This window comes from Flavobacterium sp. CLA17 (assembly GCF_013112255.2).
In the GTDB taxonomy this organism is placed as follows: Bacteria; Bacteroidota; Bacteroidia; order Flavobacteriales; family Flavobacteriaceae; genus Flavobacterium; species Flavobacterium circumlabens.
In genome coordinates this window covers 4284915-4309853 of record NZ_CP068294.1, presented here as the reverse complement: position 1 = coordinate 4309853, position 24939 = coordinate 4284915, and the positions used below count along the sequence as shown (strand labels likewise).

The 24939-nt window shown below is 35.8% G+C and carries 23 protein-coding genes; 5 read left to right on the top strand and 18 right to left on the bottom strand.

Annotation, left to right across the window (positions count from 1 at the left end; all coding sequences use genetic code 11):
- Positions 1–36: 36 nt before the first annotated feature.
- Entirely contained in the window at positions 37–1173 is a 1137-nt protein-coding gene (locus HAV12_RS17775; protein WP_171570839.1) for a formylglycine-generating enzyme family protein, read from the bottom strand.
- A 250-nt stretch (positions 1174–1423) separates the two neighbouring features.
- Here HAV12_RS17775 and HAV12_RS17770 point away from each other — a divergent pair, with 250 nt between their 5' ends.
- Positions 1424–2458: a quinone-dependent dihydroorotate dehydrogenase gene (locus tag HAV12_RS17770; protein WP_171570838.1), complete on the top strand. Its 1035-nt coding sequence runs from the start codon at positions 1424–1426 to the stop codon at positions 2456–2458.
- Here HAV12_RS17770 and HAV12_RS17765 read toward each other — a convergent pair.
- Together HAV12_RS17765 and HAV12_RS17760 are read right to left on the bottom strand one after the other, a co-directional pair.
- Positions 2444–3160 carry a DUF3307 domain-containing protein gene (locus HAV12_RS17765; protein WP_171570837.1) on the bottom strand — a complete coding sequence of 239 codons (717 nt, stop codon included), beginning with the start codon at positions 3158–3160 and terminating at the stop codon, positions 2444–2446. The two genes, HAV12_RS17770 and HAV12_RS17765, sit on opposite strands and share 15 nt — an antisense overlap.
- A 4-nt stretch (positions 3161–3164) precedes the next feature.
- The gene (locus HAV12_RS17760; RefSeq protein WP_171570836.1) at positions 3165–3770 is read right to left on the bottom strand and encodes a hypothetical protein; all 606 of its coding nucleotides are present in this window, start codon (positions 3768–3770) and stop codon (positions 3165–3167) included.
- A gap of 215 nt (positions 3771–3985) precedes the next feature.
- Between HAV12_RS17760 and HAV12_RS17755 the strand changes: the two genes are divergently transcribed.
- The 4 genes from HAV12_RS17755 (at position 3986) to guaB (ending at position 8577) form a co-directional block, all read left to right on the top strand.
- Positions 3986–4852: a hydroxymethylglutaryl-CoA lyase gene (locus tag HAV12_RS17755; RefSeq protein ID WP_171570835.1), complete on the top strand. Its 867-nt coding sequence runs from the start codon at positions 3986–3988 to the stop codon at positions 4850–4852.
- A gap of 79 nt (positions 4853–4931) precedes the next feature.
- Positions 4932–5486 (top strand): hypothetical protein, encoded by a 555-nt coding sequence (locus HAV12_RS17750; protein ID WP_171570834.1) that lies wholly within the window; start codon positions 4932–4934, stop codon positions 5484–5486.
- Complete coding sequence (locus HAV12_RS17745; protein WP_171570833.1) at positions 5483–6883, top strand: DUF5723 family protein; 1401 nt, start codon at positions 5483–5485, stop codon at positions 6881–6883. Before HAV12_RS17750 ends, HAV12_RS17745 begins: the two co-directional genes overlap by 4 nt.
- A gap of 221 nt (positions 6884–7104) precedes the next feature.
- A complete protein-coding gene (gene guaB, locus HAV12_RS17740) occupies positions 7105–8577 on the top strand; it encodes an IMP dehydrogenase (RefSeq protein ID WP_132035965.1) in 1473 nt (490 codons plus the stop codon).
- A 59-nt stretch (positions 8578–8636) separates the two neighbouring features.
- On the opposite strand, the gene HAV12_RS17735 is transcribed toward guaB, so the two are convergent.
- The 15 genes from HAV12_RS17735 to HAV12_RS17665 form a co-directional block, all read right to left on the bottom strand.
- Entirely contained in the window at positions 8637–9137 is a 501-nt protein-coding gene (locus HAV12_RS17735) for a hypothetical protein (RefSeq protein WP_171570832.1), read from the bottom strand.
- A 234-nt stretch (positions 9138–9371) separates the two neighbouring features.
- The gene (locus tag HAV12_RS17730; RefSeq protein WP_171570831.1) at positions 9372–10253 is read right to left on the bottom strand and encodes a L,D-transpeptidase; all 882 of its coding nucleotides are present in this window, start codon (positions 10251–10253) and stop codon (positions 9372–9374) included.
- Positions 10254–10341: 88 nt separating this feature from the next.
- Positions 10342–11226 carry an alpha/beta hydrolase gene (locus HAV12_RS17725; RefSeq protein WP_240345182.1) on the bottom strand — a complete coding sequence of 295 codons (885 nt, stop codon included), beginning with the start codon at positions 11224–11226 and terminating at the stop codon, positions 10342–10344.
- Between the two features lie 119 nt (positions 11227–11345).
- Positions 11346–11930 (bottom strand): NUDIX domain-containing protein, encoded by a 585-nt coding sequence (locus HAV12_RS17720; protein ID WP_171570829.1) that lies wholly within the window; start codon positions 11928–11930, stop codon positions 11346–11348.
- A gap of 57 nt (positions 11931–11987) precedes the next feature.
- Positions 11988–13259, bottom strand: coding sequence for an adenylosuccinate synthase (locus tag HAV12_RS17715; protein ID WP_132035955.1), 1272 nt, complete (start codon positions 13257–13259; stop codon positions 11988–11990).
- Positions 13260–13353: 94 nt separating this feature from the next.
- Positions 13354–13812 carry a Fur family transcriptional regulator gene (locus HAV12_RS17710; protein WP_026981862.1) on the bottom strand — a complete coding sequence of 153 codons (459 nt, stop codon included), beginning with the start codon at positions 13810–13812 and terminating at the stop codon, positions 13354–13356.
- A gap of 185 nt (positions 13813–13997) precedes the next feature.
- Positions 13998–14540: a hypothetical protein gene (locus HAV12_RS17705; protein ID WP_171570828.1), complete on the bottom strand. Its 543-nt coding sequence runs from the start codon at positions 14538–14540 to the stop codon at positions 13998–14000.
- A gap of 20 nt (positions 14541–14560) precedes the next feature.
- Positions 14561–16780, bottom strand: a complete 2220-nt coding sequence (locus tag HAV12_RS17700; protein ID WP_132035951.1) for a bifunctional (p)ppGpp synthetase/guanosine-3',5'-bis(diphosphate) 3'-pyrophosphohydrolase — start codon at positions 16778–16780, stop codon at positions 14561–14563.
- 309 nt (positions 16781–17089) lie between these two features.
- Complete coding sequence (locus tag HAV12_RS17695; RefSeq protein WP_132035949.1) at positions 17090–17878, bottom strand: RNA methyltransferase; 789 nt, start codon at positions 17876–17878, stop codon at positions 17090–17092.
- A 355-nt stretch (positions 17879–18233) separates the two neighbouring features.
- Complete coding sequence (locus HAV12_RS17690) at positions 18234–19319, bottom strand: phosphoglyceromutase (RefSeq protein WP_171570827.1); 1086 nt, start codon at positions 19317–19319, stop codon at positions 18234–18236.
- Positions 19320–19456: 137 nt separating this feature from the next.
- A complete protein-coding gene (locus HAV12_RS17685) occupies positions 19457–20788 on the bottom strand; it encodes a DUF58 domain-containing protein (protein ID WP_171570826.1) in 1332 nt (443 codons plus the stop codon).
- A 107-nt stretch (positions 20789–20895) separates the two neighbouring features.
- Entirely contained in the window at positions 20896–21909 is a 1014-nt protein-coding gene (locus tag HAV12_RS17680) for a MoxR family ATPase (protein ID WP_132035944.1), read from the bottom strand.
- A 41-nt stretch (positions 21910–21950) separates the two neighbouring features.
- Positions 21951–23159 carry a DUF4350 domain-containing protein gene (locus HAV12_RS17675; RefSeq protein WP_171570825.1) on the bottom strand — a complete coding sequence of 403 codons (1209 nt, stop codon included), beginning with the start codon at positions 23157–23159 and terminating at the stop codon, positions 21951–21953.
- Complete coding sequence (locus HAV12_RS17670) at positions 23152–23928, bottom strand: DUF4129 domain-containing protein (RefSeq protein ID WP_171570824.1); 777 nt, start codon at positions 23926–23928, stop codon at positions 23152–23154. The genes HAV12_RS17675 and HAV12_RS17670 overlap by 8 nt, the downstream gene beginning before the upstream one ends.
- A 12-nt stretch (positions 23929–23940) precedes the next feature.
- The gene (locus HAV12_RS17665; protein ID WP_132035938.1) at positions 23941–24921 is read right to left on the bottom strand and encodes a stage II sporulation protein M; all 981 of its coding nucleotides are present in this window, start codon (positions 24919–24921) and stop codon (positions 23941–23943) included.
- Between the last annotated feature and the right edge of the window lie 18 nt (positions 24922–24939).

Here is a 24939-nt window from a genome sequence, read left to right as displayed (position 1 = left end):
TTCAGTTTACTATAGAATCCTTTTTATTTTTCTCTTTTAAATGCTTTTGACGCATCTGAATCCAAGATGGTTGGCGGCAGACCGTATTTCTCCTTTTCCTCTTGTGCCCACCATGTATCGGGTGCAATATTGATCGGTACATAAAAAAGAGCCGCCACGATGTACCCGTTTTTTTTCAGTTGGATCATTAGGATCATTATAACTATCGGGTCCCTGAGGGTTTTTTGCTGTTTTTCCGTCTTTGTTTAATTCACTATAATAGGATGTGCTGTACCAGTCGTTTACCCATTCCCAGACATTTCCTGCCATATCATATAATCCATAGGCATTTGGTTTAAATTGGGCAGTGGGTGCAATTCCTTTAAAGCCGTCTTCTCCCGTATCTCCGTCTTTAATAGGAAAGTGCCCCTGATAGATATTAGCCTGAAATTTTCCGTTTGGTTTTAACGTATTTCCCCACGCGTACAGATTTCCTGTTTTTCCGCCGCGGGCGGCAAACTCCCATTCGGCTTCAGTTGGTAATCTTTTTCCCGCCCATTTTGCATAAGCAGCAGCATCCTCATAAGTAATTTGTACCACGGGATATTTTTCTTTTCCTTTTATCGAACTTTCAGGGCCCAGGGGATGTTTCCAGTCGGTTCCGCCTACGTAAGACCACCATTGAAGGAAGTCATTGAGATTTACAGCTGCCGGTGTTGGAGAAAATATTACAGAACCTGCAATTAGATTTTGTGGCGGAGCATCCGGGAATTCTTCCTGAGTTGGCTTTTGCTCCGCGACAGTCACATAACCGGTAGCGTTTACAAATTTCGCAAATTGTTCATTGGTCACTTCGGTTTCATCCATAAAATATCCGTCCACATAAACGCGATGAATAGGAGCGGCATCCTTTGTAACGCCTTTTATGCTGCACAAACTTTCGTCTTCAACATTGCTGCCCATCGAAAATTCACCTCCGGGAATCCAAACCATTCCTTTTGGAGCTTTGGAGGGGGCTGAATTTTTATTAATGATGGTAGGTTCGAATTCAGATACCGCTGTAGTATTTGGAGCCTCTGTACAATCCATTGCGGTTAATTTTTCTTTTGGCGTATTAAATTTGGTGAAGCTGTAAGCGACTGAAATAGCAGCTAAGATCAGAATGGCAAATATCCAGTAAATTTTATTTTTCATCAGGGCAAATTTTAATTTTAAAATGGTTGTTTTACAGCTAAATAGAATTCGATTAATAAAAAAATAACCTTATCAAATAGGATTTATTTAATAAGGTTGTATAATTTTATTTCAAAGATATAAAAATTCTACTTATTCTATAGGATAAATATTTTTTGTGCAAATTATTTTAACTTCAGTGGTAAAGTATATAGGGAGATTTCAACTATTATAGTTAAATTTGCAACCGAAAAAACAACAACAACTTACTATGTATAAATTGATAATTCGCCCGATACTTTTTTGGTTTGATCCGGAAGAAGTGCATTATTTTACTTTTTCATTTATTAGATTCCTGTCAAAAATCCCTGGCGTTTCGTCGATTATAAAGTCTGTTTACGAAGTAAAAGATACTCGTTTAGAACGGGAAGTTTTTGGAATTAAGTTTAAAAATCCGGTTGGACTTGCAGCAGGATTTGATAAGGACGCCAAATTGTATAAAGAACTTTCTGATTTTGGATTTGGTTTTATAGAAATAGGAACTGTAACCCCGGTTGGACAAGAAGGAAATCCTAAAAAACGATTGTTCAGACTAAAGGAAGATCAGGCTATTATTAACCGAATGGGGTTTAATAACGGAGGGGTTCTGGAAGCGGTAGAACGTTTGAAAAAGAATTCAGGTGTTTTAATCGGTGGAAACATCGGTAAAAATAAAATTACCCCAAACGAAAATGCTGTTGATGATTATATCATTTGTTTTGATGCCTTATTTGATCATGTAGACTATTTTGTGGTGAATGTAAGCTCGCCCAATACACCTAATTTGAGAGCTTTACAGGATAAAGAACCGCTTACGGCTTTACTCCAGACTTTGCAGAACAGAAACATAGAAAAGCAAAAAACAAGCACTCAAAAAATAAAGCCAATACTTCTGAAAATTGCTCCGGATTTAACAGACGAACAATTGTTAGACATTATTGATATTATAAAAATAACTCAGATTGCCGGTGTAATTGCTACTAATACTACAATTTCACGTGATGGATTACAAGCTGCAAATCAAACTGAAATGGGAGGTTTGTCCGGCAAACCATTGACAAATCGTTCTACTGAAGTTATTCGTTTTCTTTCTGAGAAAAGCAATAAGGCATTCCCTATTATTGGAGTAGGAGGAATTCATTCCGCCGATGATGCGATCGAAAAGTTAAATGCGGGGGCCAGCCTGGTGCAATTGTATACCGGTTTTATTTATGAAGGTCCGGCTTTGATTAAAGCTATAAATAAAAAGGTTTTACAGCAGTTGTAAAAGTAGCGCCTGTACTATAAATCCCGTAAGTATTGCAATTCCAAAACTTAACAAAGTACCGATTAAAACATATTCGGTAAGTTTCCGGTCTTTGGCTTCTTTCAGGTCTCCAAATCTAAAAATAGATTTTGCTGCCAATAAAAAACCTATTGCTTCAAAATGACCGGTCAGGATAAAACAGAAAACAAACAATCGCTCTAGTATGCCAATGTAATTTCCCGCATTGGCAAGCGAATGATCACTGTCAGTAGTGCTGCTTTCAGGACTCCATATCGAAATTATTATTTTGATAAAAATAGAAGTGGGTTTGGTTATCAGCAAAATTCCCGTTATTAAAATCCAGAACTGATTGTCAAACCAGTTCAGGTTTATGGATTTGTTTTGATAAAGGATTGTTATTCCGGCTAACACGATGATATGCAAGAGTTGGTCGGCTATAAACCAAATGCGTTTTGTTTTATTTTTCTGAAAATTTAGTTTGATCAGATCAATAATTCCGTGTGTAACGGCAATAAGAACAGCATACGGTATAAATTGAATTTCTCCGGCAAGAATTGCTGCTAAAGTCCCATGCAGCAGGATGTGAAGATATAAATAAATGCTTTTGTGTTTTTTAGCTTCTTTATCAGCTACCCATGAATTGGGCTGCCATATAAAATCGCCCAGTAAATGTGCTAAAAGCAGTTTTATAAATAAAATCATAAGATTATAAATTGTTTATTTGTTTTCTAAAATAGCGATCTAAATCCATAACCAGATCAAATTGGGCACGTTTTTGTCTTCGGCTTACGGCAGCTCTTTTAACACCTAATTTCGGAGCTAATTCTTCTTGCGACAAACCCGGGTTTTCTATTGCAATGGCTGTAAATTCTGCAGATGGCGCAGGCCAGTTGTCCATAAAAGTTAAAGCCAGCCGGATCATCAGGTTCATTTTTTCATCTGTAACCATGTCGCCTGTTCGCATGGCTAAAGTCATTCTTTGTTTTTTTAAAGTTTCAAAAAGTTCTCCTGAATTTATAAAGGCAGAGCCATTACTTTCAGATATTTTTTCGGCACCATGTGTTTTATCCCCAAAACCGATACTCATACGGGCGTCCAGTTTGATTGCCTTTAAATGTGCTTTTATCAGGATAGCTGACAACAATGCATCTTCAGGGTTTTTTATTTCAATTTGAAATTCGTCACCTCTGTAAATTTCCCATTCTGCAGGGGTTTCGCCAAAAGGGGAGAGGATCTTTTTTAAACCTTCTACCCAGTCTTTGGATTTTTGCTTTCTCGAGTCAATTAGGTCTCCTGTAATTACACTGGTCATAGATTCAAATATAATTAAAATAAATAGATAATAATAATAGTACAAATATAGATAATATTTTTTAATGTTACTTTTTTATGTAACATTATTAATTGTTACGTTTTTAAGTAACATTTTGAAATGTTACACTATTACGGAATATTGTAATTAAAGAAAATTATAACTTTTATTTCTTTAAAAAAGAAACTAACTTAGCCTTCACTAAAGAATAAGCTTTGAATAAAGAAATCAAAATTATCGAATGTCCACGTGATGCCATGCAGGGTATCAAGGATTTTATTCCCACCAAAAATAAAGTTTCCTATATCCAGGCTTTGCTGAGGGTAGGGTTTGATACCATTGATTTTGGGAGTTTTGTTTCGCCAAAAGCTATTCCGCAAATGCAGGATACAACAGAGGTTCTGGCGCAACTCGATTTGTCTCAGACCGAGAGTAAACTTTTAGCCATAATTGCGAATACACAAGGAGCAGCCTCCGCTTCAGAGCATGAACCCATTCAGTATCTGGGATTTCCTTTTTCGATATCAGAAAATTTTCAGATGCGGAATACACATAAAACCATTGCTGAATCTTTAGTTACACTGGAAGAAATCCTTGAAATTGCCGATAAAAAAAATAAAGAAGTGGTTACCTATCTTTCTATGGGTTTCGGAAATCCGTATGGAGACCCTTGGAATGTAGAAATAGTAGGGGAATGGACTGAAAAATTGTCTAAAATGGGCGTAAAAATCTTATCCCTTTCGGATACAGTCGGCAGTTCTACTCCGGAGGTTATTACGTATCTTTTTTCAAATTTAATTCCAAAATATCCCCAAATAGAATTCGGAGCCCATTTGCATACCACACCAGACAGCTGGTTTGAGAAAATAGAGGCTGCACACCAGGCAGGCTGTACCCGCTTTGATGGTGCTATCCAGGGTTTTGGAGGATGTCCAATGGCAACCGATAAACTGACCGGAAATATGCCTACAGAAAAACTCATTTCATATTTTACGGCTAACAAAAAAATAACAGGACTCAATTCTTTAAGTTTTGAAAGTGCTTATAATGAAGCGTCAAAATTGTTTGGGAAATTTCATTAAAAATAAAGTATCTTTATGACAAAGGAATAATAATCAGCAACTTTCATCCGTTGTAGTTTAAATCTAATTGTCTACAGTCATGGGATTATACCTCAAAAATAAAATCTTTCTATTTGCTTTTTTTCCTCTGTTATTTATTTCATGTTCCAGTGATTTAGATTTTGATCAGGTGGATGATTTGAAACTAAAGCCTGTTTTTGTTGCCAATGTGGCTCATTTTGATGTGCCTGCAAATGAATTTACAGATAATGGACAAGAACAGCTAATTGCTTTTGACGAAAAAGAATTTGATGTTTTCAAAAAGAAATTTTTCACAGATAATCTCGTAAAACTGGAGCTGGATTGCGAAACTGAAAACACCATAGCACGTGCCTTTACGATTGATTTATTACTTTTTAATGAAAATGATGACGTCCTTGAAACGATAACACTGGAAACCCCTGCGTATTCAGGAAATTCTAACATTATAAAACATACTACTGAAATATTCGAAGGCCAACGATTGGATTTATTAAAACAAACTGTTAAAATCGGTTTTGTAGTAACAATGGGGTCGGGAGCTCCTCTGGACGAAAATAGTCCGGGAAGTTTAAAATTGCAATCTGGTGCAACCGCTTATCTGGAAATCGAATGAAAAAGGTACTCTGTATTTTAACTGTGCTTTTTCAGCTTGCTTCTTTTTCCCAAAATAAAGAAGTGCTGTATAATTTTACCTCTATTCCACAGTCCTCACTTGTAAATCCGGGTGCCGATGTTTCCTACAAATTTTATTTCGGAGTTCCGGTATTGTCCGGGATTTCGGCAAATATCGGTTCCAAAAGCTTTTCGGCTTATGATTTATTTGCTAATAATGGAGTTGATTTTAATGAGAAAGTCAGAAGAATCGTAAACCGGTCATCCAATAATGATAAGACCCAGATCAACCAGCAGCTTGAATTATTTTCGGGCGGTTTTAGAGTAGGAGGGGAAGAAAGCAAATCTTATGTTTCCTTTGGAGTTTATCAGGAATTCGATTTTTTAATGTACTTCCCAAAAGATATTGGTGTCCTTGCCTTAGACGGGAACCGCGATTATATCGGTAAATTATTCAATCTGAGGGATGTAAACCTTAGAGCCGAAGTACTTTCCGTATTCCATATTGGATTTCATAAAAAAGTAAATGAAAAGCTGGTTTTGGGTGGTCGTGCCAAAATCTATTCGAGTGGCGCCAATGCAACATCTACAAAGAATTCCGGTTATATTTATACCGGTAAAGATGCAGGAACTGCTAATGTTTATAATCAGATCATTTCTTCTGATTTAGAACTTAAAACCTCAGGAATTGCAAGTTTTACAAAAGACGAATACGAAGGAAGTATTGCGGGAGATATAGCACACAATACTTTTTTTAACGGAAGTTTAGGCCTGGGTTTCGATGCCGGAATTACGTACTATTTCAAAGAGAACCTTCAATTTACCGCAAGTGTTGTTGATGTGGGTTTCATAAAACAGTCCAAAGATGTCGAGACATTAACCTACAAAGGGTATTATGAATATGAAGGCGTAAACCCTATTTTCTCTGATACGAATGAACCTGAAAATGTTTTTGATGATTTCGAAAAAGCCATTCCACGTGACACACTTTATAACAAATACACCACCTGGCGGCCTGTAAAATTCTATTCGTCAATGCAATATTCGTTTGGAGAATACCGATCTGATGCCGATTGTAATTGTAAGGGAAAAGTGGGCCGAAGATACCTGAATGCAGTTGGAGGTCAGTTATTTCTGATGACAATGCCAAGAGCACCTTTTACAGCTTTCACCGTTTTTTACAAACGCAGTATTCTGGAGAAATTAGATATAAAAGCCACCTATACATTCGATTCCTTTTCGAAGAAAAATATTGGTTTAGGAGTCGCCGGAACGATTGGGAAATTTAACATCTATGCTCTTGTCGACAATGTTTTAGAGTACAAAGATGTCACCAAAGCCAATAGTCTGGCCTTTCAGTTCGGATTGAATTTCGTTTTTCAGGATTCCGAAGATTAATAAAAATATAAAATCCAATTTCAAAATTTCAAATACCAAATCTGGCTTTTTTAGTATTGAAATTTTCCTCGCCTTTATTGGAATTTGGAATTTAAAAATTGGATTTTATCGCTTAAATCATTGTAAGACCTTTCCTGTAAATACAATTTTATGATTAAGTTAGTGAACAAGTTGCCGATTTATTCACTACATTTGCACGCAATTCAACTAGAAATTGCAACATGATAGCACACAACTCCAAGATTATCGGCGAAGGTTTAACTTACGACGATGTATTATTAGTACCTAACTACTCGAATGTGCTTCCACGCGAAGTGAGTATCAAATCAAAATTTTCAAGAAACATAACACTAAACGTTCCAATAGTATCAGCTGCTATGGATACTGTTACTGAAAGTGCAATGGCTATTGCTATGGCACAGGAAGGCGGAATTGGTGTTTTACATAAAAACATGACGATCGAGCAGCAAGCGGCGAAGGTTAGAAAAGTAAAACGTGCTGAAGCAGGAATGATTATTGATCCTGTAACTTTACCAATGACTTCTACCATTGCAGATGCTAAAAATGCCATGAAAGAATTCGGAATTGGCGGAATTCCAATCGTTGATGAAAACAGAATTTTAAAAGGAATTGTTACCAATCGTGATTTACGTTTCGAAAAAAACGGAGCCAGACCCATTGTAGAAGTAATGACAAGTACCAATCTGGTTACTGTAGCAGAAGGAACTTCATTAGAGCAGGCTGAAGTAGTTTTACAAGGCCATAAAATCGAAAAATTACCGGTTGTAAATGATAAATACGAATTAGTTGGTTTAATCACTTTCAGGGATATTACCAAACTAACTCAAAAACCAATCGCAAACAAAGATATCTTTGGACGTTTGAGAGTTGCTGCTGCCATTGGAGTTACCGGAGATGCTGTCGAAAGAGCCGCTGCATTAGTTGCTGCGGGTGTTGACGCCATCATTATCGATACTGCTCACGGACATACGGAAGGTGTTGTAAATACATTGAAAGAAGTAAAATCAAGATTCCCGCAAATAGATGTAATCGTTGGAAACATTGCGACTCCGGAAGCGGCTAAATATTTAGTAGCAAATGGTGCCGATGGTGTAAAAGTTGGAATCGGTCCCGGTTCTATCTGTACAACACGTATTGTTGCAGGTGTTGGTTTTCCTCAGTTTTCTGCAGTTCTTGAAGTTGCAGCCGCTATAAAAGGAACCGGAGTTCCGGTTATCGCAGATGGTGGAATTCGTTATACAGGAGATATTCCTAAAGCAATCGCTGCAGGTGCTGACTGTGTAATGTTGGGTTCTCTATTAGCAGGAACAAAAGAATCTCCGGGAGAAACTATTATCTTTGAAGGAAGAAAATTCAAATCTTACCGCGGAATGGGTTCTGTAGAAGCGATGCAAACAGGTTCTAAAGACCGTTATTTCCAGGATGTTGAAGATGATGTTAAAAAATTGGTTCCGGAAGGAATTGTAGGGCGTGTTCCATACAAAGGAGAATTAAATGAAAGTATGCTTCAATTCATCGGTGGTCTTCGTGCCGGAATGGGTTACTGTGGTTCAAAAGATATTCCGACTTTGCAGGATACAGGGCGTTTTGTGAGAATCACTTCAAGTGGAATTACGGAAAGTCACCCGCATAATGTTACGATTACAAAAGAAGCTCCAAATTATTCCAGATAATTTTCAGTTTTCCATATAAAACAAAAGGCGTAAAATTTATTTTTACGCCTTTTTTGTTTTTACTTAACGATCGAAATTCCATTACTCAGTTCATCAATAATGTCCTTATTTTGTTCTATGGCTTCGGCCTGTGCGCCAAACTGCATTTGTATCGAGCCACCTTTTCCGTTGTAGATAAAACCCTGATATTTGTATAGCATATCATTATAATCCAGTTCACATTCGAAATAATTAACCGTTAAGTCATTTATTTTCTTTTTGTAGATTTTAAGATTTTTGATTTTACCAAACTCTTTGTATTCCTCTTCAATGGTGCTTTTTAATTTTTTATCGCTGATGAAATAATCATATTCGATAAAATACGCAGTCACTAAATTGTATTGATCGTGAAATTCAACATCCCAATCTGATGTATCTGCACGTATCCATCTTTCAGGGGCATATTTTATTTCATAAAGTTTTTTTCGACTAGTGTACGTTTCTACTTTTGTATTGCTTTTAGTTTGTCCTGTCATGCAGGCAGCGGACAGCAGAAATAACAGCATTAATTTATTTAACATTTTGGTTATGGGTTTAGGCGTTTAAGTTTTCTCCGGTCTTTTTTATTTCCTTGAGGGTAAATTTCTTTAACGAAAATAGGAAAATTAAAGAGACTTCTTGTCAAAACAGCATTAACTTTCTTTAAAAATTCGTGTTCACAAACAAACACTCTACAATTGGTAATGATTAAAAAAATCAGCTAAACAATACTGTTGTAGCTGATTTCGTAAGTATATATAGAGTGTCAAGATTTTTTAAGGTGTAGCAGTTTCATCTCCTGTTCTAATTTTTTGATTGTCTATTATTTTTTGAATAAAAGGAGCTGTTTGACTTTCAAGATCTGATTCAGAAATATCTAAAGCTTTCGGATTTTTAACTAATTCAAACCAGGGTTTTGGTGAACCGAAAGGATAGCTTCCGAAAACAATTACCGGAGTTCCTTTTACTTTTACATTTTCGGAGTCTTTCAAAATCCATTCATCGGCCCATTTGTACAGATATTTAGCATCTTTTTCTAATAAACGCAGGCAGGAATGCGAAGCCGGATAGCCCGGTAATTCATATTCATGAAAACCAACTCCTAATTTATTTTCGATATTGAAATTCCATTTTAGGTCCCATTCGTCATTAAAAGTACTGGTTGTTTTTTCGGCTTTCCAGTTGGTGAAAAATAACCCGGTTGGCGTCTGGTCGTTTTTTCTTCCCATATTGGTCGGACCGGTATACACCAATTCGCCATTTTCGTAAGCAGCAAAAATTTGGGCCGGGTAAGAGAAAATTAAAACCTTATCAACATTTTCTAAATTAGAAACATGAATCGGGAAAGGGAGATAAGAAGGTAAATCACCACTAAAGTCAGCAGGAACAATAACGGAATCCATTTTAGCAAAATTAGCTTTGTCCGTTCTGTTTATAGCATAAACGATATCCAGTTTAGTCGAATCGCTTTTGTTGGCTTCAAGCCATTGTTTTGTTTTTTCAAAATGAAAACCGATTGATTTTGGTTTCTTGTATTCAACAGTTTTATGTGGTTTTGCTCCGTTTTTTTCTTTGGCAGTTTCATTTTTTTTACAAGAACCTACTAAGCCTAAAACAAGTAAAAGAAGGATATTGGATGTATAGTATAACTTTTTCATAAATTGGTTTTTTGATTGGTGTAAAGTTATTTTAATCACCTCTCAAATCGCTTACACAATTTTTTGAATTGTTTGCTATATTTTCATTTTAAGTTGATTTTAGAAAACCAGAAATATCTTTCACCCATTCAATTTTGTTTTTAATCAAATAGTTTTCATGTCCTGTATCTTTGTAAGTATTGAGTTTTTTAGAACCTTTCAAATTGGCATAAATTTGATTTATTTCTGTTAGGCTTACACTTTTGTCTTTTTGTCCATACAGTAATAAAGTGGGGCAAGTTATACTTTTTGCATAGGCAGTCGGATTATGGCTAAATGCCCAAAATCCATTTTCAATTCCTCCCCAGAATAACAGCATTCTGGCCATCGGAAAAGTTGGTGCATTGGCTCTTTTAAATCTTGCATATACAGTTTCGTACATCGAACCAAACGGACATTCAAGTATAATTGCTTTTGGTTTTATTTTGTCATCATGAATAGATTTCATTATGGCAACAGCTCCCATAGAAGTGCCAAATAGATAAATGTTTTTTTCTCCGGTTTGCCTTAAATAGTCGAATGTTGTTTTAACTTCTTCAGATTCCTTATAACCAATTGTAGTCTGATTTCCTTCTGAATTTCCGCTTCCCATAAAATCGACAAGCATTGTGCTATAACCTAATTTTATAAATTTATCTGATTTTTCAATCATTAAAGATTTTTCACCACCGTAGCCATGAAATAATATTACGGTTCCTTTTGACTTCTCTGTTTTAATTAACCAGCATTCAATTTCTTTATTACTTTGCAATTTTAAAGTTTGGTATTCTTGAGAAGGGAATTTTGTGCTTTTTGGTTTCGGGTTATTAACACCAAAAAATAAAATTTTCGCTTTTTCAAACGAAGTTAATTTTTCCGGGCTTTTAGTTTTTTCAGCTTTGCTATTCGAAAAATGGGTGAATTTGTATGCATGAAAAAAAGCAATAGTATTCATTATTATAAAAATAGCGAATAGTATTGTGAAAATTATTTTTACGTATTTAAGTAATTTCATTTAGAATAATGTCATAGTTTATGTTATCTAAAAATAACACATTGCATAGGAAAAAAAAATTAAATCAGTCCTTTAATCTTAGCATGCTGCAACAACATAATCGTTTTAGCATCTGAAATCTCACCGGATTCAATCATCGCATAAGCTTCGTCGAAAGTATATTCAAGCACTTCGATGTTTTCCTGCTCAGCATCTAATCCGCCGCCTTCGTTCACTTTCATTGTTTCGTCATATTCTCCAACAAATAAGTATAGAATTTCTGTTACAGAACCCGGAGACATGTAGGTTTCGATAACTTTCTGAACTTTACTTAAACGATACCCCGTTTCTTCTTCCGTTTCACGAATCACGGCTTGTTGTGCATTATCTTTATCTAAAAGTCCCGCACAAACCTCGATCATCATTCCGGTTTTATTTCCGTTAAGGTAAGTAGGCAAACGAAATTGTCTTGTTAAAACAACTGTTTTTTTGGCCGTATTATACAATAAAATTGCTGCTCCGTTTCCGCGGTCATAAACTTCACGAATATGCGATTCTGTTTTACCATCATTCTTCTGGTAATCAAAAGTTACCTTGTTTAGTACATACCAATTGTCAGATAATAATTTAGTTTCTGTTATTTTGATTTCTGGGTTTTTTCTCATGGCGAAAATAGTTTTATATAAAAAAAACGCCCTGGTTATCAGAGCGTTTAGTGTTTGTTATTTTGTTATTGTTTGTTTTCTGTCTGGCCCAACCGATACAATTTTGATTGGTACACCTACTTCTTCTTCAATAAACTCAATATATTCTTTTAGCTCGATTGGCAATTGATCGTAAGTAGTCAAACCTGTTAGATCCGCTTTCCAGCCTTTAAATTCTTTATAAACCGGAGTTACGTTTTCAGGTTCGATGTTATAAGGAAAGTGAGAAATGTTTTGTCCTTTATAATTGTATTCGGTACACACTTTTAAGGTTTCAAATCCGGAAAGAACATCACCTTTCATCATCATTAATTGTGTTACTCCGTTTACCTGAACAGCATATTTTAAAGCTACAAGATCTAACCATCCGCAACGTCTTTGTCTTCCTGTAACAGATCCAAATTCGTTTCCGACTCTTGCCATTGTAGCACCAACTTCGTCAAAAAGTTCCGTTGGGAAAGGTCCGCTGCCCACACGTGTAACGTAAGCTTTAAAAATTCCGTAAACTTCTTTGATTTTATTAGGAGCAATTCCTAAACCGGTACAAGCTCCGGCAGCAGTAGTATTGGATGAAGTTACGAAAGGATAAGTTCCGAAATCAACATCTAACAAAGATCCCTGGGCACCTTCACATAAGATAGATTTACCAGCTTTTTGAGCCTGATAAATGTATTCTTCACTGTCAATAAAATCTAATTTTTTCAATTCTTCAACAGCTTCAAAAAACTCTTTTTCAAGTTCTTCGAGGTTATATTGAATTGCAACATCATAAAAAGCAATCATTGCTTCATGTTTGTCTGCTAAAGCTCTATATCTTTCTTTGAAATCTTCTAACTCGATATCTCCTACACGCAATCCGTTTCTACCGGTTTTGTCCATGTAAGTTGGCCCGATTCCTTTTAAGGTAGAACCAATTTTCGCTTTTCCTTTTGATGCTTCAGAAGCAGCATCCAGCAAACGGTGTGTTGGTAAAATTAAATGTGCTTTTCTTGAAATGATCAATTTGCTTTTGATATCAAGGTTAAATTTTTCTAAACCTTCAATTTCTTTTTGAAAAACTACCGGATCTATTACAACACCATTTCCAATGATGTTTATTGATTTTTTATGAAAAATCCCGGAAGGAATCGTTCTCAGAACGTGTTTAATTCCGTCAAATTCTAATGTATGTCCTGCATTTGGTCCTCCCTGAAAACGTGCAATAATATCATAATTTGAGGTAAGAACGTCAACAATTTTTCCTTTACCTTCATCTCCCCATTGTAATCCTAGTAATAAATCTACGGTCATTCTGTTTTAATTTGCGTTGAGACAATTTAAGTTGCCCTACTGATTAATGTAGTTAATTTTCTTTTTTTTATTTTTTGAATAATTCCTTTCCGGACTATTGTTTTTGTTTTTTGTTTCCGTAGAAATACAATGAATGATTGGTGATCTCAATGTCAAAGATTTCCTCGATTGTTTTTTTGATGGTTTGAATTCTTGGATCGCAAAACTCAATCACTTCACCGGAATCTGTCATGATAATGTGATCGTGCTGCTTATCAAAATAAGATTTCTCGTAGTAAGCCTGATTTTGCCCAAATTGATGTTTTCTAACCAAAGCGCAGTCTAACAGTAACTCGATCGTGTTGTATAAAGTTGCCCTACTCACACGGTAGTTTTTGTTTTTCATTTTGATATAAAGGTTTTCTATGTCAAAATGCTCTTCGCTATCGTAAATTTCCTGAAGTATAGCATAACGCTCAGGAGTTTTGCGATGCCCTTTCTGCTCAAGATACATTGTAAAAACATTTTTTACAATTTCTTGATTTTTAGTATTGTCAGTTGAAATTAGTGTCATAATCTGGCAAAGATAATTTTTTATTTTAATGAATAAAAGTTTAAGGTTCAAAGTTTAACTTTCAAATCTCGATTTAGACGCTGTCAATACTCCTGTTTAAGGGTTTTACATCGTGTTTTATTTATGGATTTGCAGAAACTTTATTAACATATTTATTTTTATATGAGATAAAACTAACAAAATTTTTATTCTGTTTTTGTCATAAACATGTACCAGTTCCATTCCCATGTTTTTCCTTTATCAGCACTCATCGCCTGGCTCCACACCGGATTTTTTTCATCTCTGGCATCCCATCGGAATACCTGAATTACATTTTGGCCTTCAAAAGTGTCTTCTGAAAAAAAGTGTCCCACATGATGCTCAAACGAACCAACTACGGGCCTGTCTAAAACTCCTGTGTTCGAATCTGACCAATAAATACTCCATAGTTTTGTTAACGGATTAAATAAACGGACGGTCATTCCTTCAAAAGGTTCTCCATCAAAAGTGGCCAGAAAATTATCGATGTTGCCAATTCCCTTCAAAATAGTATACATGTCCTGAGTCGACGGAAATTCAATCCACTCTGTACAATTACAAAGTCTCTTTTTTAGTTTTTTATTGATGATATTGGACTTGCCTTTAAAAAAATCAAAATCATTTTTAGAAGAAGAATCAGAGGCTGTAATGATAAGTACTCCGTTTTCATCAAAAGTTAATTCGGGTATTTTTAAATGGTCCTTTCTCATGAGATCTTTTTTATTAAGGCTTACGTTCTGTATTCTCGGGTCACTTTGTCAACGCCGTCAATTTTTTTGATGGCATTGATCATCTTTTTCAAAATCGTATTATTCTTGACAATTACCGCAATCTGACCGTGAAAAATTCCGGCATCCGTACTCAGGGAAATACTCTGAATGTTCACACTCATATTGTTCGAAATCACTCTGGTCAATTGGTTGGTAAGTCCCAAAACATCCATTCCGGTAATATTGATAATCGCTTTGAATTCTTCCTGAGACGAATCAATCCATTTCGCGCTCATGATACGATACGCGTAATTCGACTGCATTCCGATCGCATTCGGACAATCTTTTTTATGGACTTTGATTCCTTCATTGATCGTTACGAAACCAAAAACATCGTCACCCGGAATTGGGTTGCAGCATTGTGAAAGTTTATAATCTAATTTATCATGTTCGGTTCCAAAAACCAACATATCATAATTACTGCTAATGACGGGTTTATGAATATCATCGGCAGCAGTATCTTTATTTCTTTTGATTTTATTTTTAAAGAAATTGATAAACGTGTTGCCTTTTTGTGCAGCGTAATCTTTTAACTGCTGATTTTCGATAGCACCAATTCCAACTCTGTAAAATAAATCTAAACTCGTTTTAAGCTTGAAGAAGTTAACCAATTCATTGATAACCTGCTCACTTATTGTAATTTTTAGATGTTTAAGTTTTCGGGTAAGCAATTCCTTTCCTTCTTCGGCAATTTTTTTGGTGTTCTCGTTAAGAACGTTTTTGATCTTATTTTTAGCTCTTGAAGTCGTTACGTACTCCAGCCAGTTTACGGTTGGCTTTTGATTGGCAGAGGTAATAACTTCGACCTGATCACCGCTTTTTAGTTCGTGATTTAAGGGAACAAGACGTCCGTTTACACGTGTTCCTCTGGTTTTGATTCCGATTTCGGAGTGAATGCTAAAAGCAAAATCAAGTGAAGTGGCACCTTTTGGCAGGGATTTGATTTCTCCTTTTGGGGTAAACACGAAGATTTCTTTTGAATATAAATTCATTTTAAAATCCTCTACAAAATCAACTGCATTGGTTTCCTGATTTTCCAGCGCTTCACGAAGTAAATTCAGCCAGACATCCAAACCGCTTTCTTCTGTAGCTCCATTTTTATATTTGTAATGGGCAGCGTAACCTTTTTCGGCAATTTCATCCATACGCTCGCTTCGAACCTGTACTTCAACCCAGCGGCCTTTTGGCCCCATGACGGTGATGTGCAATGCCTCGTAACCGGTTGATTTTGGAGATGAAATCCAGTCGCGCAAACGACTTGGGCTTGGTCTGTAATGATCTGTTACGATAGAATATATTTTCCAGGCTACGAATTTTTCATCGTGAGGGTCTGATTTATAGACAATTCTAAGGGCAAATTTGTCGTATACTTCATCAAAGCTTACACTTTGTGCACGCATTTTTCTACGAATCGAATAAATAGATTTCGGACGGCCTTTGATGATGTAGTCAATATTTTCGTTGTCTAAAGATTTCTTTAAAACATCTGAAATATCTTTGATATAAGCGTCCTGTTCTTCTTTAGTCTCCCTGATTTTACTTACGATATCTTCGTAAACAGCCGGTTCTGTATATTTTAAACCTAAATCTTCAAGTTTCGTTTTAATGTTGTAAAGACCTAAACGGTGGGCGAGCGGAGCATAAATGTAGAGCGTCTCGGAGGCGATTTTGGTTTGTTTATATTCCGCCATCGAATCCATGGTTTGCATATTGTGCAGACGATCGGCCAGTTTGATCAGGATAACACGTACATCATCGTTAAGAGTCAGGATCATTTTTCTGAAATTCTCAGCCTGCATGGAGGCATTAAGATCCTTTTGAACCATCGAAATCTTGGTAAGCCCCTCGACCAGTTGTGCCACTTTGGGATTGAATAATCGTTCAATATCTTCAACCGTTATTGGCGTATCTTCCACTACATCGTGTAATAAAGCGGCTGCAATTGAGGTCGCTCCCAAACCAATTTCTGAGGCCACAATTTTTGCAACTGCAATAGGATGAAAGATATACGCTTCTCCGGATTTGCGGCGTTGTTCTTTATGGGCATCAACTGCAACATCAAAAGCTTTTCGGATCAGTTTTTTGTCGGCAGGGGATAAAGTCTGGTAGCTAATTCGAAGTAATTCTTTGTATTCCTGCGCAATTGCTTTATTTTCTTTTTCAATATCTATTTCTATCATAACGGCATAGTTCAAGTACTAAAAATAAGCATAAGTTAGAACATACGCAAGGGAATGGATTGGAGATTTATGATATTAGATTTTAGATTTTTGCCTTTTAAAAAGGATTTCGACTTCGCTCAGTCTGACAAGAGAAATGTTTATTATTTGTTCAAAAATAAATAGTAAAAATATTTAAAAGCAAAAAAAGTAAAGCCGCAGGCTTTTAATTTCATCTAAGAATCTAAGAATCTAAGAATCTAAGAATCTAAGAATCTAAGAATCTAAGAATCTAAGAATCTAAGAATCTAAGAATCTAAGAATCTAAAATCAGAACCCTCTCTGACGTTTGGCTTCAAAAATCAAAATGGCGGCTGCAACAGATACATTCATGCTGTCGATTTCGCCCTGCATAGGGATGATGATGTTTTTTGTGGCAGCATCACGCCAATCCTGCGTCAGGCCAGTGGCTTCCGTACCGACCACTAAAGCTGTTGGTGTTGTAAAGTCCTGTGTATGATAGGAAGTGGAGTCTTGTAAGGTAGCACAGTAAAAAGCAATCTTTTTTTCTTTCAGAAAAGCAATAATTTCGGCAGTAGTTCCTGTTGCAATTTGGTTGGTAAACAGACAGCCGACACTGGAACGAACGATATTCGGATTGTATAAATCACTTTTGGGGTTGGCGATTAAAACGGCATCAAGATTTGCAGCATCAGCTGTACGCAAAAGGGCTCCGATATTTCCCGGTTTTTCAGGGGCTTCGGCTACTAGGATTAGTGGATTATCCGATAATTTTAAATCGGATAACTGCATTGATTTTGTTTTGGCGATGGCCAGAATGCCTTCGGTGGTATCGCGATAGGCCAGTTTCTGGTACACTTCTTTGTTAATTTCTATTAATGGAACCGGTGTGCCGACTAATGTATTGATTTGATTTTCAGTAACTAATTCCGGTAAAAATAAAACCGTTTCGATTTCGTAGCCGCCTTTTATGGCTATTGAAATTTCACGTAATCCTTCAATTAAAAAAGTTCCGGTTTGTTTACGGGCTTTTGCCTTTTCCTGCAGTAAAACAAGTGATTTTATAAAAGGATTTTGTACTGAAGTAATTTGTTTCATTTTTTTTAAAGGTACTTAGGTTCTGAGGGGCTAAGGTACTGAGATTTTTTTAAAATAGGAGCAAAGGTTCAGAGTTGCAAAGGTTCATAGGTTTTTTTAAAATAGAGGCTAAGTTTCTGAGGGGCTAAGGTACTGAGATTTTTTTAAAATAGGAGCAAAGGTTGAGGGTGCAAAGGTTCAGAGGTTTCTTTTGCAAGGTCTTTAAAACGTTATAGGTATTTAAGAGATAAAATATAAAGTTAGCTGCGAATTTACTTCGCTTGTTCGCTATCGTTCGGTAATGAATTTTTACGAATTAAAAATTAGTGCAAATTCGTGAAATTCGTGGCAAAAAAAAGCACTGTATCCCATAAGTTTATTTCTTAAAAACTTCGTTAATCTCACTCGCAACAGGATGTTCTGCCGTAAAAGTGTATCCCATGATTTTGGCGATGGTTTGGGCAAATTGTTTTTGATACCATTGAGATTCTGTTTTGATCTCGCCTTTTGGGGCAATTTCAGGACCCATTGCGGCGAACCAAATTTCGGAGGCGCCGGCAATTTTGTCACCGTGGCTTGTCCATTCTGATTTTATTTTATCGCCACGTCCGTGATCTACTGTGATTAAGAGTGTCGTTTTGTTTTTGTACTGGGGATCATTTTGTACAAAATTCCAGATTTCTTTTATCCAGGTATCTACCTGATTTGCCGCATCCAAATAAGATCTGTAATGTCCGGCATGTGCCCATTCGTCGGTTTCTCCGTAGGCAATATAAAGTACTTTTGGTTTGTTGGTTTTCAGTTCGTTTAAAGCTTCATAATGGGTAAAAACATCCAGGGATTCATCTTCATGAAACGGCTTAAACGAATTATCACGCATTTCATTTAATAATTTCTGAACAGCCGTAGGTTTATTTCCTCCAACAGCATCAAAGGCTGAAATTACAGGAAAATTGCTTCTTTTTTCATTTAAAATCCGATCGAATGCATCCCAGGCGCCAAAAGCGGCTGTTTTTCCTTTTAATTTGGACTGCTGATTTAAAAACTCCAGCACATTCACATTTGGATTCGCCATATAGGAATTGGAATTGACCAAAAGATCCACATTTCCGGTCATGATTTCGCTGTATCCTGGATAACTGAACCAATACGGGTTAGCAACATCTACTTTATTCCCTAAAGCACGATTGCCATAAATCTGACCTTTGGAAGCAATTTCAGACCACAAAAAAGGCATTAGCTTTTTGCGGCTTTCTTTGCTGTCGGTGCTGTAATATTTTTTGTAAATGTAAGTACTGTCTCCCTGATTGAAGTTTTTATCATTCGCAATTGCCGGGTCCATTCCTTTAAAAACTTCCTGCCATCTAAAACCGTCTGTGGTTATGATAATAATGTTTTCTGTTTTTTGTGCCGTTGCCAAAAAGCTGATTAAAATGAATGGAATTAGAAGTAATTTTTTCATTTTTATTATTTTAGATGAAGTTTAAAATTAAGAATTGGTACCAATAAATAATTCAAAACTAACCAATATTATTCGAAACAATAAAAGTGTTTTTAATTTATGTTTTAAAAATAACCATAAATTAACAAAAGGATCAGCTATAAAATTCCACGTGACTTAATTTCCAGATATTTGTTAATGGCATCCAGAGTCAGGTTTTCCGGTTGTGTAAGTATCGAATGAATGCCGTATTTTTTAAGTTCATTGGCAATTAAACGCTTTTCGAACATGAATTTCTCGGCAATGACTTTATCATAGACTTCCTGAATCGTGTCGGTTTTTTTGTTGATGATTTCGTTGAGTTCGGTATTACTGAAGAAAATAACCACCAGAAGATGGCTTTTGGCAATTCCTTTCAAATAGGGTAACTGTCGGTTCAGGCCATCCATGGTTTCGAAATTGGTGTACAGAATAATCAAACTTCTCTGATTGATATTTTTTTTGATGTCTACATACAATCTGCTGTAATCACTCTCAAAAAAGTCAGTTTTGATGTTGTATAATGTTTCCAGTATTTTTTGCATCTGTGAACCTCTTTTTTCAGCGAAAACCCGGTTTTCAACCTTTTTAGAGAACGCAAAAATCCCTGCCTTGTCTTGCTTTTTCAGGATAATATTGGATAAAACCAAAGTCGAATTTATCGCATAATCCAGCAAACTTAAGCCATTAAAAGGCATTTGCATGATACGGCCTTTATCAATCGCCAGATAAACCGACTGCGATTTTTCGTCCTGAAACTGGTTCACCATTAACGCATTTTTCTTTGCCGTTGCTTTCCAGTTTAAGGTTCTAAGGTCATCGCCCTGAACATATTCCTTAATTTGCTCAAATTCCATCGTATGTCCAATACGGCGAATCTTCTTAATTCCGTATTGAAACAGCGTATTCGAAAAAGCAAACAAATCGTATTTTTTCAATTGAATATAAGACGGATAGGTAGGAACCATCTGGTCTTTATCGAAAGTGAATCTTCTGGAAATTAATTTTAACGGGGAAGAAACATAAATATTCAGGTTTCCGAAATAATATTCACCACGTTCTGTCGGACGCAAATCATATTTGATATCTTCCTGGGCAGAAGCTTTTATATTTTTCAGAATTTTAAAATCCCGCACCTGAAACTGAAAGGGTATCTCGTCAATGATTTTCACTGAAACTGAAAAAGTATAGTGATTTTTTAGTACAATTTTAATAGGGTTCAAATCACCATTCGAAAGCTTTTCAGGAGTATTCCTTGTTGCTTCAATACCCGTTTTGGCCAGGTATAAAAGCAAAATATCAAGCAGCAGAAAAGTACTTAAAACCAAAACGACAAACCAGACGCCATTGTATAAATTCGGAAAAATAAAAGCGCAAACAAACATTCCTATAATGCCTAAAAGCACGTAGAAAAAGAAGTTATTGAGGTATAGACTTTTTATGAATTTCAATTTTTTTTGTTTTATGTTTTTTAGCAGTTTTCAGTCTCAGTAACAGTTTTCAGTCTCAGTTTTCAGTGTGCAGACTGCGACTGAAAACTGTAAACTGCGAATCTTTTTTACCTCGGGATTTCGACAGTTTCTATAATCTGCTTAATGATTTCAGCGCTTGTAATTCCTTCCATTTCGCGTTCCGGTGTTACAATAACACGGTGTTGTAAAACGGGAACTGCTGCTTCTTTGATATCTTCCGGTGTTACGAAATCACGGCCACGAATGGCTGCAAAACCTTTGGATGCGTTTAGGATTGCTATTGAGGCACGTGGAGAAGCTCCCAGATATAAGAAGGCATTTTCACGGGTGTTCACTACGATTCTGGCAACGTATTCCAACAGGTTCTGTTCTACTCTTATTTGTTTGATCAGTGCCTGATATGCCTTGATTTCTTCAGCGGAAAGAATCGTTTTTATCGCTTCTAGTTTACCGTGATTTTGCAATAAATGCTCTCTTTGTATAATCAGAATTTCTTCGTCCAGTTTAGGGTAATCAATGGTGATTTTGAATAAAAAACGGTCTAATTGTGCTTCCGGTAAACGGTAGGTTCCTTCCTGCTCAATTGGGTTTTGTGTAGCAATAACCAAAAAAGGAGTCTCAAGAATATAGGCCGATCCGTCAATGGTTATCTGGCGTTCTTCCATAACTTCAAAAAGGGCGGCCTGTGTTTTGGCAGGGGCACGGTTGATCTCATCGATCAAAATCAGATTGGAGAAAATAGGTCCTTTTTTAAATTCAAATTCAGAATTTTTGAGGTTAAATATAGAAGTTCCTAAAATATCCGAAGGCATTAAATCCGGCGTAAACTGAATTCGACTAAAGCCAATATTTAAAGTTTTGGATAATAATTTAGCGGTAATCGTTTTGGCAACTCCCGGAACACCTTCCAGTAAAACATGTCCGTTGGATAAAATAGCAACCAAAAGCTGATCGATCATTTTATGCTGACCAACAATTACCGTTTCAAGCTCTTTTTTGATCGTATTAACGTGCTCTAAAAGTGGTGCTAAATTTAATCTGGTTTCAAAATTTACGTTTTCGTTGGTAACTTCTGTTTCTGATGTATTAAAATCGTCCATGTTTGGTATGTTTTTCTTTGAATGAATTTCTGTTAAAAATATTAATTTAAAATCTTCTCGATGGCATTATTAATCCGGATTAAATCTTCTTCGAGGCTTCCGTGATAACTTTTCCGGTGTTCGTTGATCAAAAATACAAGTTCCCGGATATCATTTTCGTCTTTTCCGGACTTATGATGCAGTTTTGTAATAAAATCATCATCGAGTTTTGTGGTATCGAGCATATATTCATTTCTCATTCTTTCTAAAAAGTAAATGATTTTTTTATCGATTATATTATAATGATCCCCTTCCTGATAGTATAAATTCCCGATTGTCTTGGTAAAATCGACTGTTAAGTTGGGTAAAGGTTTTAGTATTGGAACAATTCGTTGTTTTCGTTTGGCATTAAAAAGAATAAAAATCAGCATTCCGATTAAAAATAAATACCACGCCCATTTTAGTGCCGGCTGACTTAAAATGTACCGTAGAGGAGAATCAGAAATCGATTCACTGTTTTGCCCTTTTGTATACCAGTAAATATTCCCCTTTGGGACATAAGAAAGCACGTTTTGAGTATATTGATAATGATCTGCTTTTAAAAGATGATAGTTGGTAAAAGCAACAGGCTGCATGTGCAGGTAAAAATAACCATTAATGTAAGGAACTTTTATAAAATTAACATGCTTTTGTTTTTCATTGCCCTGATATCCTAAGACCGTAGTGGTTGCAGTGTCAATTTTTGCAAAATAATTTTCTGTATCAATGTCTTTAAAAGGGTATTTCTTATTACTTACTTTTTTATTAGCTATCCACATTTTTACGTTGGGATCAGGATTTTGAAAATTTGTATTTAATTCAATTTTCAGACTGTCTAATAAAGATTGCGGAAATGTTTTCATACTCAGGAAAGCATTGTTTCCGTGAGATACAAAATAGAAAAGTTCCGTTACCGACTGGTTGTCAATTTCTCCGGATGGAGCTATGTTTAAGAAGGTGCCTTTTATTTTATATTTCCCGTCAATTGTATCCGGTACATATTTTGAATCTAAAAATTCATAGGGTGTTATGGTGGAAACCCTTTCAATCTTTTGATTTTTTAATACGCCATTGATTTCCTTATCAAAAATATACAATCCGTAAGGGATTTTATCATTGACAGAATACGTTGGCCTCCAATCGATAGGTTTTTGCTGGTTGGAACTTGCAATTAGAATTATGGCAAACACAAAAACCAGTATAGCGATGTAAATTTTGATAGATTTATTCATTGCCAAAGGTTTTTATGGAATTCTTAAAACGGTTTTCGGCTTTTTTGAAAGTAGTTTCGTCAATTTCAAATTCACCATACCAAATGTAATTGTACAAATAAGACAGATACGTAAACTCTTCTTTATAAACGGGACTTTGAAGCTCATACAAATAATCGGAATTGGTTTTTTCGATATCCCATTCGATATAATGATTCTGCGCCATAACTTTCAATAACCAAAGATAATAGTAACGGATGGCAATTCTTTTTTCACCTCTTTCGATACTTTCCTGAATGAGTTTTTTGAAATCTAAGAGATGAATGTTTTTCTCGAGCTCCGAATAGTAAATTGTTTTTTTGTTGGAATCTTTTCCAAAAATCCATCTTCCTTCTTTACCAACTAAGGCTTTTACAATCAGATAAATCACAAAGACAATAATCAGGACAGCCAGTACTTTCAACAAAATTGATACAAAATGGAGTGCTGCTGCAGGGTTGTTAAAAGTGAATAGGCTTCTTAAAATTCCCGCCAGCCATTCCTTAAAATGATCCCAGGCATTCTTTTCCGGCGCTTTGTATTCGTATACAAAATCGGAGTCGGTATATTTTTTTTTGAAATTTTTAGAAAAGGTTTTCCGTTCAACCGTAGTGGTATCGATTCTAATATCTTTCTCGGTATATTTTACGGATGAAATTTCAGGAGGATCGGTTTTAACGGTCAAAGAATCCTGAGCATTTGAAATGCTGAAGAAAAAAAGAAAAGATAAAACAAAGAAAATTTTATTCATTATCGGTTCTGATTAAGTCAATTTGGCTGATAGTGGTTGTGTCTTTTTGTGAACAATATAGGGATAAACCAGATAATAAAAAGAAATTATGCTTAAAGTAAAAAGTATAATAAAACTGCTGAGCCAGTTGGGCATATCGATAGAATATCGGGTGATGAAACCTTCCAGGAATCCCGCGCTTATGGTAAAAGGAAAGGTGCTCAGGAATATTTTGAAACTGTTTTTAAAACCAATTTTAAAAGAATTTACTCTCGAAAAAGTTTTAGGAAAAAGAATAGAAGCCCCTAAAATAAATCCGGCAGAAGTTTCAATTACAATGGCAAATATTTCCATGGAACCGTGAATCCAGATGCCGCGAACGCTTTTCCAGAAAACACCCTGCTCGTAAAAAAAGTATTGGAAAGACCCGAGCATAATGCAGTTTTGAAGGAAAATATAAAAAGTTCCAATTCCGCCAAAAATTCCGTAAATATAACATCTGGCACCTACATAAAGATTGTTCATGGTGATGCCGATAAAGCTTCCCCAGTTACTTCCGGTTCCGTAAACAGCCATGGGATCTCCTTTTTTGATGTTTTCCAAAGTCATATTGACATAACCATCACCTAAAATCAACCGCACAAAATTCTGATCGTATCGCGCAGAAATCACACCAATGGCAACGGTAACAAAGAAGAGGACGAAAGAATACAGCAGATACCTTCTGTATTCGTAAAGAAGCAATGGAACTTCCGTTTTAAAAAATTCCGTAAACCTGTTCTTTTCAGCGCGTTTGGTTTTGTAAATCTTCTGATAAATCTGTGAAGCCAGGTGATTCAGGTAAACCACCGTTTTACTTTTTGGATAATAAGTTTGGGCGTAAGATAAATCATTCATCATTTGAATGTATAAATTAGCTAACTCATCAGGATTTTTTTTAGCTTTACCGAAAATAGCTAGCTCAAATTCCAGCCATTTTTCTTTATTTTGTTTTATGAAGGCGATTTCTCTCATTAAGGGCTAAAATATAAA

Bases quoted from the DNA above. Each gene is read 5' to 3' on its own strand.
- HAV12_RS17770 (WP_171570838.1), top strand. From the start codon at position 1,424: ATGTATAAATTGATAATTCGCCCGATACTTTTTTGGTTTGATCCGGAA.
- HAV12_RS17765 (WP_171570837.1), bottom strand. From the start codon at position 3,160: ATGATTTTATTTATAAAACTGCTTTTAGCACATTTACTGGGCGATTTT.
- HAV12_RS17675 (WP_171570825.1), bottom strand. From the start codon at position 23,159: ATGAATAAATCTATCAAAATTTACATCGCTATACTGGTTTTTGTGTTT.
- HAV12_RS17730 (WP_171570831.1), bottom strand. From the start codon at position 10,253: ATGAAAAAGTTATACTATACATCCAATATCCTTCTTTTACTTGTTTTA.
- HAV12_RS17745 (WP_171570833.1), top strand. From the start codon at position 5,483: ATGAAAAAGGTACTCTGTATTTTAACTGTGCTTTTTCAGCTTGCTTCT.
- HAV12_RS17715 (WP_132035955.1), bottom strand. From the start codon at position 13,259: ATGACCGTAGATTTATTACTAGGATTACAATGGGGAGATGAAGGTAAA.
- HAV12_RS17775 (WP_171570839.1), bottom strand. From the start codon at position 1,173: ATGAAAAATAAAATTTACTGGATATTTGCCATTCTGATCTTAGCTGCT.
- HAV12_RS17700 (WP_132035951.1), bottom strand. From the start codon at position 16,780: ATGATAGAAATAGATATTGAAAAAGAAAATAAAGCAATTGCGCAGGAA.
- HAV12_RS17710 (WP_026981862.1), bottom strand. From the start codon at position 13,812: ATGACACTAATTTCAACTGACAATACTAAAAATCAAGAAATTGTAAAA.
- HAV12_RS17665 (WP_132035938.1), bottom strand. From the start codon at position 24,921: ATGAGAGAAATCGCCTTCATAAAACAAAATAAAGAAAAATGGCTGGAA.
- HAV12_RS17680 (WP_132035944.1), bottom strand. From the start codon at position 21,909: ATGGACGATTTTAATACATCAGAAACAGAAGTTACCAACGAAAACGTA.
- HAV12_RS17690 (WP_171570827.1), bottom strand. From the start codon at position 19,319: ATGAAAAAATTACTTCTAATTCCATTCATTTTAATCAGCTTTTTGGCA.
- HAV12_RS17725 (WP_240345182.1), bottom strand. From the start codon at position 11,226: ATGAATACTATTGCTTTTTTTCATGCATACAAATTCACCCATTTTTCG.
- HAV12_RS17695 (WP_132035949.1), bottom strand. From the start codon at position 17,878: ATGAAACAAATTACTTCAGTACAAAATCCTTTTATAAAATCACTTGTT.
- guaB (WP_132035965.1), top strand. From the start codon at position 7,105: ATGATAGCACACAACTCCAAGATTATCGGCGAAGGTTTAACTTACGAC.
- HAV12_RS17735 (WP_171570832.1), bottom strand. From the start codon at position 9,137: ATGTTAAATAAATTAATGCTGTTATTTCTGCTGTCCGCTGCCTGCATG.
- HAV12_RS17760 (WP_171570836.1), bottom strand. From the start codon at position 3,770: ATGACCAGTGTAATTACAGGAGACCTAATTGACTCGAGAAAGCAAAAA.
- HAV12_RS17750 (WP_171570834.1), top strand. From the start codon at position 4,932: ATGGGATTATACCTCAAAAATAAAATCTTTCTATTTGCTTTTTTTCCT.
- HAV12_RS17705 (WP_171570828.1), bottom strand. From the start codon at position 14,540: ATGAGAAAGGACCATTTAAAAATACCCGAATTAACTTTTGATGAAAAC.
- HAV12_RS17670 (WP_171570824.1), bottom strand. From the start codon at position 23,928: ATGAATAAAATTTTCTTTGTTTTATCTTTTCTTTTTTTCTTCAGCATT.
- HAV12_RS17720 (WP_171570829.1), bottom strand. From the start codon at position 11,930: ATGAGAAAAAACCCAGAAATCAAAATAACAGAAACTAAATTATTATCT.